Annotated in this window: 11 protein-coding genes; 6 read left to right on the top strand and 5 right to left on the bottom strand. The window is 71.5% G+C overall.

Annotated elements, in window-relative coordinates:
• Positions 1–101 precede the first annotated feature (101 nt).
• Genes J3S20_RS09185 through J3S20_RS09170 form a run of 4 tightly spaced genes read left to right on the top strand, consistent with a single transcriptional unit; the run spans position 102 to position 5753 of the window.
• Positions 102–1424 carry an NAD(P)/FAD-dependent oxidoreductase gene (locus tag J3S20_RS09185; protein ID WP_216836136.1) on the top strand — a complete coding sequence of 441 codons (1323 nt, stop codon included), beginning with the start codon at positions 102–104 and terminating at the stop codon, positions 1422–1424.
• Positions 1421–3028: an amidohydrolase gene (locus J3S20_RS09180; protein WP_216836135.1), complete on the top strand. Its 1608-nt coding sequence runs from the start codon at positions 1421–1423 to the stop codon at positions 3026–3028. Before J3S20_RS09185 ends, J3S20_RS09180 begins: the two co-directional genes overlap by 4 nt.
• Positions 3025–3891 (top strand): DMT family transporter, encoded by an 867-nt coding sequence (locus J3S20_RS09175; protein WP_343215190.1) that lies wholly within the window; start codon positions 3025–3027, stop codon positions 3889–3891. The genes J3S20_RS09180 and J3S20_RS09175 overlap by 4 nt, the downstream gene beginning before the upstream one ends.
• Positions 3888–5753: an ABC transporter ATP-binding protein gene (locus tag J3S20_RS09170; RefSeq protein WP_246602522.1), complete on the top strand. Its 1866-nt coding sequence runs from the start codon at positions 3888–3890 to the stop codon at positions 5751–5753. Before J3S20_RS09175 ends, J3S20_RS09170 begins: the two co-directional genes overlap by 4 nt.
• Here the strand turns inward: J3S20_RS09170 and J3S20_RS09165 are convergent.
• From J3S20_RS09165 to J3S20_RS09155, 3 genes are read right to left on the bottom strand one after another with little or no spacing between them, the layout of a single operon-like run.
• Entirely contained in the window at positions 5744–6172 is a 429-nt protein-coding gene (locus tag J3S20_RS09165; RefSeq protein WP_216836134.1) for an acyl-CoA thioesterase, read from the bottom strand. The two genes, J3S20_RS09170 and J3S20_RS09165, sit on opposite strands and share 10 nt — an antisense overlap.
• Positions 6173–6174: 2 nt before the next feature.
• Positions 6175–6567, bottom strand: a complete 393-nt coding sequence (locus J3S20_RS09160) for a hypothetical protein (RefSeq protein WP_216836133.1) — start codon at positions 6565–6567, stop codon at positions 6175–6177.
• Positions 6564–7271 carry an RraA family protein gene (locus tag J3S20_RS09155; RefSeq protein WP_216836132.1) on the bottom strand — a complete coding sequence of 236 codons (708 nt, stop codon included), beginning with the start codon at positions 7269–7271 and terminating at the stop codon, positions 6564–6566. The genes J3S20_RS09160 and J3S20_RS09155 overlap by 4 nt, the downstream gene beginning before the upstream one ends.
• 191 nt (positions 7272–7462) lie before the next feature.
• Here J3S20_RS09155 and J3S20_RS09150 point away from each other — a divergent pair, with 191 nt between their 5' ends.
• Together J3S20_RS09150 and J3S20_RS09145 are read left to right on the top strand one after the other, a co-directional pair.
• Positions 7463–9106, top strand: a complete 1644-nt coding sequence (locus J3S20_RS09150; protein WP_216836131.1) for a methyl-accepting chemotaxis protein — start codon at positions 7463–7465, stop codon at positions 9104–9106.
• Positions 9103–10284 carry a PP2C family protein-serine/threonine phosphatase gene (locus J3S20_RS09145; RefSeq protein WP_343215189.1) on the top strand — a complete coding sequence of 394 codons (1182 nt, stop codon included), beginning with the start codon at positions 9103–9105 and terminating at the stop codon, positions 10282–10284. Before J3S20_RS09150 ends, J3S20_RS09145 begins: the two co-directional genes overlap by 4 nt.
• Before the next feature lie 48 nt (positions 10285–10332).
• Here the strand turns inward: J3S20_RS09145 and J3S20_RS09140 are convergent, their stop codons facing one another.
• Positions 10333–10902, bottom strand: coding sequence for a fasciclin domain-containing protein (locus tag J3S20_RS09140; RefSeq protein ID WP_216836130.1), 570 nt, complete (start codon positions 10900–10902; stop codon positions 10333–10335).
• 135 nt (positions 10903–11037) lie between these two features.
• Complete coding sequence (locus J3S20_RS09135) at positions 11038–13644, bottom strand: ATP-binding protein (protein ID WP_216836129.1); 2607 nt, start codon at positions 13642–13644, stop codon at positions 11038–11040.
• Between the last annotated feature and the right edge of the window lie 17 nt (positions 13645–13661).

The following is a 13661-nucleotide window of genomic DNA, read 5'->3' as shown; positions in this document are numbered from 1 at the left end:
ATCCCCTTGTTGTGAAAGCCCCTGTTTGGTCCCTTGATCCGGGGCGTCTCCGGCGGGAACCTTGTTGGGACCAAGTGAACAGCGGGACGCGCGCCACGGCAATGACTGATCTTCATCCGCTCTTCGCGCCCGGTTTCCAGGCGCGCCCCTGGTGGTGGGAAGCCGCCGAGCCGCCCGACCGCGACAACCCCCTGCCCGACCATACGGCGGTTGCGATCGTCGGCGGCGGCTATGCCGGGCTCTCGGCCGCGCTGACGCTGCGGCGCCTGGGTCACGAGGTGACGGTGCTGGATGCGGAGCGGATCGGCTGGGGCGCCTCCTCCCGCAATGGCGGCATGGTCTCGGGCGGGCTGAAGGTCGCCTCCACGGGGCTGGAGGCGCAGTACGGCCCCGAGCAGGCGCAGCGTATCACCGAGGCCGCCGCGGCCTCCTTCCCCTTCATCGAGGAGACCATCGCGCGGGAGGGGATCGACTGCGACTATGTCCGCTGCGGCCGCTACATGGGCGCCTGGTCCAAGGGACATTACAAGGCGATGGCGGGCCGAGCCGAGTGGATCGCCAAGGTCACCGGCCTGCCGACCGAGATGGTGCCCAAGGAACGCCAGCGCGAATTTTTGGGGAGCGACCACTACCACGGCGGCATGGCGGCCGCGGCGACGGGCAGCCTGCATCCCGGAAAGTATGCGCGCGGCCTGGCGGCGGCGGCGGAGGGTGCGGGCGCGCATTTGGTGGATGGCGTGCGCGTGACCGGCGTGAAGCAGGAGGGTAGCGGCTTTCGCCTCGCCACCGACAAGGGCGAGCTGCGCGCGGATGCGGTGCTGGTGGCAACCAACGGCTACACCAAGGACGCCCGCGGCACCGCTTTGCCCTGGCTGGCGCGGCGCCTGGTGCCGCTGAATTCCTACCTCATCGCCACCGAAGAACTGCCGCCGGAGACGATGGACCGGCTCTTTCCCGGCCGCCGCATGATTTCGGACAGCAAGCGCGTGCTGAACTATTTTCGACCGTCACCAGACGGCAAGCGCGTGCTCTGGGGCGGCCGCGCGAGTTTCCGGGCGGCGACGGCGGAGCAATCCGCGCCGACGCTGCACAGCTACATGACGGCGACCTTTCCGGAGCTGGCCCAGACGAAGATCACGCATGCCTGGACGGGCTACGTGGCCTTCACCTTCGACTACCTGCCGCATATCGGCGTGCAGGATGGCGTGCATTTCGCGGCCGGCTGCCAGGGCAGCGGCGTCGCCATGGCTACCTGGCTCGGCCACAACGTGGCGCTGAAGCTGGCTGGCGCGGCGAATGAGCGTTTTGCCCTGGACGGGCTGAATTTCCCGACGCGGCCGACCTATACCGGCACGCCCTGGTTCCTGCCCTTCGTCGGCGGCTGGTACCGGCTGCGCGACCAGATCGACCGGATGGCGGCATGAGCCCCGATTTCCTGCTCCTCAATGGCCGCATCGCGACGATGGATACGGCGGCCCGCGAATGTACCGCGCTGGCGTCCCACAATGGCCGCATCGTCGCGATGGGCGATGACGGGCTGCGCGACCTCGCGGGGCCCGGCACCAAAATCCTCAATGCCGAGGGCCGGCGCGTCCTGCCCGGCATCGTGGACAGCCATGCGCATCCGGATGCCTATGCGCTGCGGCTGCGCGCCTGGACGCTGGTCTCGCCGGATCATGTGGCGACACGCGACGCGCTGCTGTCTCGCATCCGTGCCCGTTGCGAACAGGCCACACCCGGCCAGTGGTGCGCCTTCTACCGGCTGAACGAGCGTGCCAGCGGCGGCTATCCGACGCTGGCGGAGCTGGACGCGGCGAGCCTCGGGCGGCCGATCTTCATCCTGCGCACCGACGGCCATCTGGGCCTGGCCAATTCCGCCGCCTTCGCTGCCTGTGGCGTGACGCGGGACACGCCCGACCCCGCCTTCGGCCGCTACGACCGCCTGGCCGATGGCAGCTTCACGGGGCTGGTGCGGGAGACGGCGGCGCATGTCTTCCTCAATGCGGTGCACGGCCAGGACAGCGAGGCGGATATCGCGGAGGGCATGGAGCAGGTGCAGGACCAGTGCCTCGCCGCCGGGATTACCTCCGTTGCCAATTCGCTGACGCCGGCCAAAGCGATCCGTGCCTACCAAAAAATGCGGCGCGACGGGAAATGGCGGATGCGCATGGGCATCATCGCCTCCGGCCGCGACGAGCCGCTGATTCCCGCGCTGATCGGCGCCGGCATCCAGTCGGGATTTGGTGATGACTGGCTTCGGCTCATCGGCGTGGAGTGGTGCCCGGATTGCTCCACCTCCGGCCGCACCGCCGCCTATTGGGATCCCTATCTCGGCACGCCCGTGCCCGGCGAGCCCGTGCCCAATACCGGCATGCTGCTCTATGACAAGGAAGACCTGACGCAACGTGCGACCGCCGCCCATGCCGCTGGGCTGCAGGTGATGATCGAGGGCGTCGGCGATCGCGGCATCGACTTTGCCCTCGATGTCATGGAAGCCGCCCTCGCCGCGCATCCCGTGGCGGATCATCGCATGCGCGTCGAGCACTGCTGCTTCGTCACGCCCAAAATCCTGGCCCGCCTGAAGCGCGGCGGCTTCGTGGACAGCTCCGCCACGGGCTTCATGGACGAACTCGGCGAAGCCTATGTCGCCAATCGCGGGCAGGACGCCATGCGCCACATGTGGCCGCATCGCGCGCTGATCGATGCCGGCGTGCCCGCCCCCGGCCATTCGGACTTCGCCGTCTGCCGCGTCTCCCCCTGGACCGCGCTTGCCGCCATGGTCACTCGCCGCACCACCACCGGCGCCGACCTCGACGCATCCCAGGCCATCACGCCGCTGGAGGCGATCCGCGCCTACACCACCCTGGGCGCCTGGGCGCAGCGGGAGGAGGCCGAAAAAGGCTCGCTGGAGGTTGGCAAGCTGGCGGATCTCATCGTGCTGGATCGTGACGTGCTGAATGGCGAGGGAATCGCGGAGACCCAGGTGACGGCCACCGTGGTCGGCGGCGTGCTGCGCCACCAGGCGTGACGGCGCGCCTCAGCCCGGCCGATATCGCGCTTCTGCTGCTGCTCTGCGCCAGCTGGGGCTTTGCGCAGGTGGCGATGAAGCTCGGCGGCGAGGGAATCTCGCCGCTGGTGCAGGCGGGGCTGCGTTCGGCGCTCGCGGTGCCGCCGCTGCTCGCCTGGTGCTGGTGGCGAGGGGTCACCCTGGTGAAGCGGGACGGCACGCTGGCGGCGGGGCTGCTCTGCGGCGCGCTGTTTGCGCTGGAATTCTACGCCATCTTCGCGGCGCTGGAGCGCACCACGGCGGCGCGGGTCGGCGTGCTGCTCTATACCGGGCCCTTCTTCGCGACCCTCGGCACCCACTTCCTGCTGCCGGATGACCGGCTGACGCGGCGCAAGCTGGCCGGGCTGCTGCTCGCCTTCTGCGGCCCGCCGCTGATCTTCTACGAGAGGCTCGGCGGCATTCAGCTCGCCGGCGACGCGCTGGCCCTGCTGGCCGGCCTCGCCTGGGGCGGCACCATCGCCACCATCAAGGCGAGCGGCCTGACGCGCATCGCGCCGGAGCGCACGCTGCTGTATCAGCTGCTGGTGTCCTCCATGCTCATCCCCCTCGGCTTCGCGCTGGGCGAGCGCGGCGTCTTCGCGCCGAGTGCCGTGGTCTGGTGGTCACTGGCCTATGTGGTTCTGGGGGTTGCCTTCGCCAGCTATGTCGCCTGGTTCTGGATCATGTCGCGGCATCCGGCCTCCCGCCTCGCCCCCTTCCTGTTCCTGACGCCGGCCTTCGGCGTGGCCTTTTCCGCGCTGATCCTGGGCGAGCCCGTGACCCCCGCTCTGCTCGGCGCGCTGGTGCTGATCGGCGCCGGCATCTGGGTGGTGAACCGCGCATGAGCGGCCGCCGCCCCCCGCCGCCGCGCCAGGCGAAGAACTTTCGCGAACGGCTGGGGGCGCTGCGCAACCTCGGGCCTTTCCTGGCCATGGTCTGGCAGACCAGCCCCTGGCTGACCGCTGCCTCGCTCGCGCTGCGGCTGGTGCGCGCCCTGCTGCCGGTGGCGGCGCTGTTCCTCGGCAAGCTGATCATCGACGATGTGGTGGCGCTGCTGGGCGAAACGCCGCGGCCGGACAGCCCCTGGGCCTGGTATGCCTCCGGCCGGCTCGACTGGCTCGGCTGGCTGGTCCTGGCGGAATTCGGCCTGGCCATATTGGGCGACCTGCTCGGCCGCGTGGTGGGGCTGGTGGATACGCTGCTGGGCGAGCGCGTCGCCAATACCGCCTCGATCCGCCTGATGCAGCATGCGGCGACGCTGGACCTCAAGGCTTTCGAGGATGCGACCTTCCAGGACCAGCTCGACCGCGCCCGCCGCCAGACCAGCGGCCGGATGCAGTTCCTCGGATATCTTCTCAACCAGGTGCAGGATCTGCTGACGGTGGCGAGCTTCGCCGCCGGCCTGCTGCTCTATGCCCCCTGGCTGATCGCCCTGCTGCTGGTGGCCCTGGTCCCCGCCTTCCTCGGCGAATCCCACTTCAATGCGCAGAGCTATGCGCTGGACTATTTTCGCGCGCCCGAGCGGCGCGAACTGGACTACGTCCGCGCCACCGCCGCCAGCGCCGAGACGGCGAAGGAGGTGAAGGTCTTTGGGCTCAACGGCTTCCTCATCGACCGCTACGCACAGCTCTCCGCCGCCTTCTACGCGGGCAACCGCAGGCTGGCACTGCGGCGCGCAGGATGGGGCGGCGCCTTCACCGCGATCGGCACGGCGGGCTACTACCTCGCCTTCGCCTTCATCGTCTGGCGCACGCTGGAGGGCGCCTTCAGCGTCGGCGACCTGACCTTCCTCGCCGGCTCTTTTCGAAGGCTGCGGCAACTGCTGGAGGGTCTGCTCACCGGCTTCTCCACCACCGCCAGCCAGGCGCTGTACCTGGACGACCTGTTCCGCTTCTTCGAGGTGAAGGCCGAGATCCTGTCGCCCACCAATCCCCTGCCGATGCCCGCGCCGATCCGCCAGGGTTTCGTCTTCGAGGATGTCGGCTTCCGCTACCCTGGCGCCGAGCGCTGGGCCGTGCGCCACCTGTCCTTCACCCTGAACGCCGGCGAGGTGGTGGCCCTGGTCGGCGAGAACGGCGCCGGCAAGACCACGCTCGTAAAACTGCTGACGCGGCTCTACGACCCGGATGAGGGCCGCATCCTGCTCGATGGCCGCGACCTGCGGGAGTACGACCTGGACGGGCTGCGTGCCGGCATCGGCGTAATCTTCCAGGATTTCGTGCGCTACAATTTCACCGCCGCCGACAACATCGCCGTCGGCCGCATCACCGCGCGCGAGGACACGGCACGCATCGAGCGCGCGGCCCAGCGCAGCCAGGCGGATGCGGTGATCGCCCGCCTGCCGGAGGGCCTCGCCCAGATGATCGGCAAGCGCTTCAAGAACGGCTTCGAGCTTTCGGGCGGCGAATGGCAGAAGATCGCCATTGCGCGGGCCTATATGCGAGAGGCGGAGGTGCTGATCCTGGACGAGCCAACCGCGGCGCTCGACGCCCGCGCCGAATACGAGGTATTTGCCCGGTTCAAGGAGCTGAGCCAGGGCAAGACGGCGGTGCTGATCTCCCACCGCTTCTCCTCGGTCCGCATGGCGGACCGCATCCTGGTGTTGGCGGAGGGCAAGGTGGAGAGCCAGGGGACGCATGAAGAACTGTTGGCGGAGGGCGGCCGCTACGCCGAGCTGTTCGAGCTGCAGGCCGCCGGCTACCGCTGACGCGTCAAGGCCAGCCGCTGCGGCGCCTCCGCCACCTTCACCGCTTCGAAGCGCACCAGCACATCCTCCGGCCAGGCCGCCACCTTCCGCGTCGCGAGATCGACGCAGAGGAACAGCACCTCATTCTCCGCGGACAGCCAGCCCTCCTCCCCATGATACAGCCGATGCCGCAGCAGCAGCCGCTTGGCATCGAAGGCCAGCAGCGCGCTTTCGGCCGCAAGCGGCGCGTCCAGCACGACCTCCCGCCGATAGGCCTGCCAGGATTCCACGGCAAAAGTGCCGAGACCCCGCGCCCGCAGCGCCGGGCCGAGGCCCCATTCCGGCCAGACCTCATCCGTCGCGAGGTCGAAGACCACCAGGTAATAGGCCAGGTTCATATGGCCGTAGTGATCCACCCATTCCGGGCGGACCTTTCCCAAACCTACCCGCATCCCGGATATGCCAGCCACCCCAGCTCCCTTCCCGCCTCGTCCACTACCCGCCAGGCATCTACGCAGCGCCGTTCCAGCATGAAGGCGCGCAGCGCCTCATCCGGCCGGCGATCCGCCTCCGCCACAGCTTCGCGGCGCTCCACCAGCATGCCGTTCGGATGCGCCAGGCAATCCTCCCGCGCTCCGCCGGGCAGCAGCAGCCGGGCCATGGTCAGGCCGCGCTCCGCCTCCCAGGCCGCCACCACCATGCCGCCGGGCCGCGTGGCGAGGCAGGCGCGCATGGCGGGCGCGAGCTCCACCACGCGCGTCTCCCACCCCGGCGCCTGGGCCAAGGCCAGAACCGGCCAAAGGGCCAGCGGCCAGCCGGCCCGGCCCAGGGTCAATGGATCTCGTCCGCCTGCGCGATCGCGGCTGCCAGCTTCGCCGCGCTGAAATCCGGGTCCTTGCAGAGGTCCAGGATCACCTTCTCCTTCCGCGCACCCAGCTCGATGGCAGCCGGAATCTTGCGGACGGCGTCGTGCGGGATCACCACCGCGCCGTGGTGGTCGGCATGGATCACATCCTCATGCTGCACATGCATCCCATGCACGGTCACTTCCTGCCCATAGGCCACCATGTGCACGAAGGCGTGGCTGGGATTCACCACGCCGGCCAATAGCTGGAAGCCGGGCGCCAGCATGTCGAGGTCGCGGATCGAGCCATTGGTGATGCCGCCCTGCGCGCCCAGCGCCTTGTGCACCGCCGAATGCACCTCGCCCCAGAAGGCGCCGACGCCGGGCGTGTCGTCCAGGTCCTGCAGCACCACAATGGTGGGCAGCGAGGCGCGCTCGACATATTCGTACCAGCCGAGGCGGATCTTGCGGTCCACCTCCTTCGGCCGGCCGGAGGGGGCGGCGGCGCGGATGGTGCCGGTGCGCGCCAGGCCGCAGATCGGCTGCAGCTTGCGGTCGGCGGCGACCAGCGGCCGCACCGTGAAGCCATGGCCGCGCCGGGCCGGGGCGACGAATTCCAAGGCATTGCAGATGGTCGGCGTATCCCACTGCCGCAGGGTTTCCAGGTCTTCCAGCGTGAAGGGATGCTCGGCCATGGTCTGTTTCCTCGTTCCGGGTCCCGCCTTGGGGTCCCCCCTGGGCCGAGCATCCAGCGGCGGATCGTCGACGTCAAACCGGCCGCGCTTGTTGCCGGGGTGCGCGGCCTGTAGCCTGACACCAAGGTAAAACAGGCCAGCCGGACCCTCGCATGCGCCGCTTCGCACCTTTCCAGGACCAGGGCTGAGCCATGCCGGACAAGACCCCTGCCCAGGCTGCCCCGCATCACGCCGGCCTGCGCGCCGGCACCGCGGCGCCCGGGGCCTCCAAATTCGGCGCCTGGCTCGGCCGGATCGGCGTCCGCGCCGGGCTGATCACGCTGCTGATGGTGGTGGTGGTCGGCCTGCTTTCCGGCGCCGCGCTGGTGGTGGTGGGCCGGCAGGTGGTGATCATCGAACGCCTGGGCCTCAGGGACCGGGACGCCGATGCGGCGGTGGACGACCTGGCGCTGAACGTCGCGGATTTCTCCTCCGCCTTCGCCAGCGTCATTGCCGGCGTGCTGCAGCCGGGCCCGAGTGCCCAGCGCATGGTGCGCAATGGCCAGCTGATCGGCGAATCCTTCGACCGGATGGTCGCCCTGCTCGGCCCGCAGATCGACCCCATCGTGCTGGGCGGCGGCGTGGACATGGCCCGCCGCCTGCCGGACTTCACCGAACAGGTGCGCGCCGCCTTCGCCGCCCGGCAGCGCGCCATGTTCGGGCCGCTGCATGAGGAATGGCTGGACTTCGCCTCCGCCTTCAACCGCGTGGCCACGGCGGCGCGGGCGGAGGTGAAGCGCAGCTCCGATGAATCGCTCGCCGCCGCGCGGCAACTGGAACAGCAGGCGCGCACCATCGTCATTGCCGCGGCCATTGCCGGGCTGGTGGGCTGCGCCCTGGTCTGGGTGGTGCTGGTCCGGCTGCTGGCGCGGCCACTGTCGCGGCTGGCCATGGCCATGGTCAGCCTGTCCCGCGGCGCGGTGGAAACCGCCGTGCCCGGGGCGGACCGCACGGACCAGGTGGGCGACATGGCGCGCGCCCTGCTGGTCTTCCGCGAGAACCTGGTCGCCGCCCGGAACCTGACCGAGACGGCGCTGGAAAACGCCCGCCGCACCGCCATCGCCACCACCCAGGCCTCGGACGCCATCAGCCAGGTCTCGGACGGCGCCATGACCCAGCTGGCGGAGCTGCGCCAGGTGGAGGAGGCGCTGGGCCAGACCCAGGATGCGGTGCGCGAGGTCAACCGCACCACGCAGGACAGCAGCGACCGCGCGGACGAGTCCAAGACGCTTCTGGCCGAGAACCTGGTGAAGCTGCGCAGCCTGATCGAGCTGGTGGATGCGGTGGCCGAGGATACCGAGCGGGTGACCCGCATCGCCGGCACCATCGCCAAGATCGCGACGCAAACGAATATCCTCGCCATCAACGCCGCCATCGAGGCCGCCCGCGCCGGCGAGCACGGCCGCGGCCTGGCCGTGGTGGCGGAGGAGGTGCGGGCGCTCGCCGCCAGCAGCGAGAGCCTGGCGCAGGAAATCGCGGACGTGGTGCTCGTCGCTGGCCGCCGCACCCGCGAAGGCAGCGGCACCGCCGCCGCGGTGGGCGAAGCGATGGACGAGCTGGAGACCCTGGTGACGGAAAGCGCCCGGCTGGCCGGGGCCATCGCGGTGGCGATGGAGGAGCAGCAGGCCACCGTCACCTCCATCACGGACCGGGTCAGCACCCTGTCCCGCATCGGCCAGTCCAATGCGACGGCCGCCGAGGAGATCACCGTGACCATGATCGACCTGTCCAAACTCGCGGCCGAAACGCGCAGCGTGGTGGAAGCCATGGCGTCAGACCGGAGCAAGGGCGCGTGAGCGAGACCCAATTGCAGGGCGAGGATGTCGCGATCCTGGTCGTCGATGACAGCAGCTTCAACCGGCTGGTGCTGAAGCGCCGGCTGGCGGAGCTCGGCTACCCCAATGTCACCATGGCCGAGGACGGCGTGCAGGGCATGGCGGCGCTGGAAAAGGCGCGCTTCGACATCATGCTGCTCGACCTGGAAATGCCGAACCTGGACGGCATCGGCGTGCTTGAGCAGCTTCGCGTGGCGCGCGGCGCGGCGCCGCCCGTCATCGTCATCTCCGCGCTGACGGAGATGGAGAAGATCGTCCGCTGCATCGAGCTGGGCGCCGAGGACTATCTGCCGAAATCCTTCGACCCGCCGCTGCTGAAGGCCCGGCTCGGCGCGGTGCTGGAAAAGAAGCGGCTGCGCGACCTGGCCGATGCCCGGCTGGCGGCGCTGGAGGCAGAGTTGGAATCGGCCCGCGCCGCGCAGCTCTCCCTCGTCCCGCGCGATTTCCCGGGGGCGGCCACCGGGCAGTTGGCCGTGCATGCGGCCATGGTGCCGGCGCGGCAGGTGGGCGGCGATCTCTACGACTGCATCCGGCTGGATGCGAAGCACATGCTGTTCGCGGTGGCCGATGTCTCGGGCAAGGGCGCGCCGGCGGGGCTGACCATGGCGCGCACGCTGGGCCTGATGCGCGCCGCCGCCAAGCGCCTCGCGCCCGCCGATGGCGCGCCGGATCCGGGCGCGATCCTGGCCATGACCAATGACGACCTGGCGATCGACAATGAGAGCCAGACCTTCGTCACCGTCGTAGTGGGCGTGATCGATGGCACCACCGGCGCCGGGCGGATCGCGGTGGCCGGCCACGACATTCCCATCCTGGTGGCCGCCGGCGCCGCGCCGCGGCTAATGGAAAAGCTGCGCCGCCAGCCGGCGCTGGGGGTGATGGAGGGCATCCCCTATGCCTCCGACCCCTTCCAGCTGAAGTCCGGGCAGACCATGTTCTGCTATTCCGACGGCGTGTCGGAAGCCGAGGACGACAAGGGCGGCTTCTTCGGGCGGGACCGCCTGGAACAGGCCCTGGCCGCCGCCGGCACCGACCCGCGCGAGGTGGTGGATACCGTGCTGCGCGCCGTGACCGCCTTCGCCAACGGCGCCCCGCAGGCGGACGACATCACCGCCCTTGCGCTGCGCTACGCTGGCTAGTCGGGCTAGCCCTCTCCCCGAATTAGGGGAGAGGGTCTCGGCCGCTGGTCAGCCCGGCAGGACCGGCGCGTTGGTCACGTGGAAGACGCCGTCGGAGGCCAGCACATTGGCCCGCGTCACGGCCACCGGGGCCCGGCCGGCCACGGGGGTCACACCCTCGCGCGCCAGCGTCGCGGTGCGGGCGCCGGTCGGCTGCACCATCAGCCGGGCGCGGTCCCAGGTCACCACCACATTGCGGCGCGCCGCGATATCCTCCAGCCGCAGCAGGCCGAAGGCGGCATTGGCGAAGACGATGGGCTGCACCAAAGCGCGCTGCGCCTCGGTCGGGTTCTCGGGCGGATTGTCCAGCAGCGCCAGCACCGGCGCCGGCAGCCCGTCGAAGCCCTCATTCACCGGGGCGAAAAGCGTCACCGCGCCGCTGCGCAGGCCGAGCCGCGGCGCCGCGCCGGCCACCGTCAGCGCGGCGGCGAAGCGGCGATGCTCCGGCTTGCCGCGCAGCAGTGTCAGCAGGTCGATGGTGCCGTCCTCCGGCAGGATTCGCGGCGGAACCACTTTTTGGCAGGCGGCCAGCAGCAGCGCGAGGCCGCCGGCACCGAGCGCATGGCGACGGTCAATCACGGGCAAGTCCTTCCACACAACATCAGGCCACGCAGCGAAGCAGCAGATCAGGAGACGAATCGCAGAACACGCGGCAGAGGCCGGGCTCTAGCCTCGCCGGCGTGCAGCGTCCAGCGCCCGAAACGCCCGCGGGTTTCACCCGGGCGTCACTTCGGGCGCGAACCCATCCGGTTCCAGAACCACCACCGGCTCCCCATTGCCCAGCACGCCGACGCCGCCGATGCCCGGCAGGGCGGAGAGCGCGGGATGCATCGGCCGCAGCAGCAGGTCGGTGCGCCGCTGCACCCGGTCCACCGCCAGGCCGAAGCTGCGGCCGCCAGACTTCACGATCACGATGGCCCCGCCGCCCGCCGGCGGCCGGCCGGTCGCGCCCACCAGGCGGTCCAGCGCCAGCACCTCGCAGCCCGCCGAGGCGCCGGCCTCCAGCACCGCCTCCACCCGCGCCGCCGGCAGGGCATAGGGATGGCCGCCGGATTCCACCAGCAGCACGGGCTGCACCGCGGCGGTCAGCGGCAGGCGCAGGGTGAAGCTGGTGCCCTGCCCTGGCGCGCTGGCGATCTCCACCGTGCCGCCGGCGCGGCGGATCGCATCCTGCACCACGTCCAGCCCGACGCCACGGCCGGAGGTTTCCGTCACGGCCTCGGCGGTGGAGAAGCCGGGGCGGAAGAGCAGCGCATGCACCTCCTCCTCCCCCATCGCCGCGGCCTGCTCGGGGGAGACAAGGCCGCGATCGATGGCACGCGCCAGCACGCGGCCGCGGTCGATTCCCCGCCCATCCTCGGAAACCCGCACCCGCACCTGGCCGGTGCGCCGCGCGGCGGAAACCCGCAGCGTGCCGCGCCGCGGCTTGCCTGCGGCCTCCCGCTCCTCCGGCGGTTCGATGCCATGGTCCACGGCGTTGCGGGTCAGGTGCAGCAGCGGGTCGGCCAGCAATTCGACCAGGCTGCGGTCGATGGTGACGTCCTCGCCCTCCATCACCAGCTCGACCTCGCGGCCCGAGGCCTGGGCCACGGCGCGGACCACCCGCGGCAGCCGGCCGAACAGCGTGCCCACCGGCACCACGCGCAACTCCATTACCGCATCATCAAGCCGGCGCATCCCGACGGCCAGGCGGTTCTCCGTGCGCTCCAGCGTCTCCTGCAATTGCCGCAGCCGGCCGAGCGCGCCGCCCAGCTCGCGCGCCGCGCCGGGCGGCAGGCGGCGTTCCAGCGCGCCGAGCACGGCCAGCGCCTCCGTCGCGCCGCCATCGTCCAGCGCCTCCGCCAGCGCCAGGGCGGCGGCGCGCACCTCGGTCTCCAGCGCGATGATCTGGTCGATCGTCTCCTGCCGCACCCGCATGGTCACGGGGGCGGCGCGGCCGGGCGGGGTCTCGGGGGCCGGGCCGGTCTCGGCCGGGGCCAGGTCCAGCACCACGCGGCGGGCCGGGTCGGCGGCGGTCAGGGCGCGGGACAACAAATCGAAGTCCGACGGGCCGGCCAGCAGCATGTCGAGATGCGGCGGCTGGCCGTCCAGCACGGTGCGGCTGGTCAGCACCTCGGCCTCCGCCGCCAGCGCGGCGGCGACCGCCGCCTCCAGCTCCGCCGGCACGCCGATGGCCATGCGCAGTCGCACCAGCAGCCGGCCGCCCTCCAGCGCCGCGATCACCCGGCGGCGCCCCTCGGCGCCCAGCAGCGTGGCGAAGCCGGGGGGGATGCGCGGATCGGCCGGGTCCGTGCCCGGCAGCGCCTCCGCCACCCCCCGCAGCGCCGCCAGCCCGCCCTCCGCCGCATTGCGCAGGCGCTCGACGATGGCGGGGCCCTGGGCGGCGAGGATCGCCGCCGCATCCGGATCCGCCGCGCGATCCGCCAGGTCGCCCACGGCCAGCAGAAGGTGTTCCAGCCCCTCCAGCCCGAAGGCGGCGGCGACCTCGGCGGCCTCCTCCGCCCCGGCCATGGCGGCGGTGGCGTCGCCACCGGCCAGGGCTGCCTCCAGCTGCAGGGTCAGCGCCGCCAGGCGCGGCCCCAGCGCGACGGATTCGCCGCCCTTGGGCCCCGCCAGCGGCCCGGCCCCTGCCGGCTCCCCGGCCTGTTCCGCCAGCAGCACCAGGCCGCGGCGCAGCGCGCCGAGCGCCGGCAGCGCGGCCAGCCCGCCCGCCGCCTGGGCCAGCCGCTCCACCGCGGCGGCAAGACGCGCGAGGCCCAGCATGCGCGCCGCCTCGGCCAGCTCCCCGGCCTCGCGCAGCACCTCCGCCCTGCGGTCCTGCACCAGCCCGGCCAGCAGCGGCGCCGCGGCTTCGAAGCGGGAGGCGAGCGCGCCCAGCAGCGCCGCGCCGGCACCGAGCTGAGGCGCCGGCGCGGCGGGCGCAGGCTTCGCCACGGGCGCGGTCGGCCCGCCCTCCGCCAACGCCGCCAGGCGGGCCAGCAGGTCCGGCGGCGCCGGCACGTCGCGATGCGCCTGCAGCACCGTGGCGCGCTGGCGGCGAAGCGTATCGACCGCGGCCAGCAGACCGTCCGCGACGGCGCCCTGCACCGCGAGCCGGCCGTTCCGGGCCAGTCCCAGCAGATCCTCGCAGCGATGCGCGACGTTCTTCATGCCGGGCGCGCCGAGCGCATCCGACATGCCCTTCAGCGAATGGAAGGCGCGGAACAGCCGGTCCACCGCGCCGCGATCGGACTCGCCGGCCGAGAGGATGCGGTCGATCGCATCCAGGTGGTCCTCCGACTCGCCCGCGAATTCCTGCCAGAGCGCCTCGTCTTCGATCATTGCGGGTCCCCCGCAGG

Source organism: Falsiroseomonas tokyonensis (assembly GCF_019024325.1).
Taxonomy (GTDB): Bacteria; Pseudomonadota; Alphaproteobacteria; order Acetobacterales; family Acetobacteraceae; genus Falsiroseomonas; species Falsiroseomonas tokyonensis.
The sequence above is the reverse complement of the archived record's forward strand: the minus strand, read 5'-3'. Positions and strand labels throughout refer to the sequence as shown.

Bases quoted from the DNA above. Each gene is read 5' to 3' on its own strand.
- J3S20_RS09180 (WP_216836135.1), top strand. From the start codon at position 1,421: ATGAGCCCCGATTTCCTGCTCCTCAATGGCCGCATCGCGACGATGGAT.
- J3S20_RS09135 (WP_216836129.1), bottom strand. From the start codon at position 13,644: ATGATCGAAGACGAGGCGCTCTGGCAGGAATTCGCGGGCGAGTCGGAG.
- J3S20_RS09150 (WP_216836131.1), top strand. From the start codon at position 7,463: ATGCCGGACAAGACCCCTGCCCAGGCTGCCCCGCATCACGCCGGCCTG.
- J3S20_RS09155 (WP_216836132.1), bottom strand. From the start codon at position 7,271: ATGGCCGAGCATCCCTTCACGCTGGAAGACCTGGAAACCCTGCGGCAG.
- J3S20_RS09185 (WP_216836136.1), top strand. From the start codon at position 102: ATGACTGATCTTCATCCGCTCTTCGCGCCCGGTTTCCAGGCGCGCCCC.
- J3S20_RS09170 (WP_246602522.1), top strand. From the start codon at position 3,888: ATGAGCGGCCGCCGCCCCCCGCCGCCGCGCCAGGCGAAGAACTTTCGC.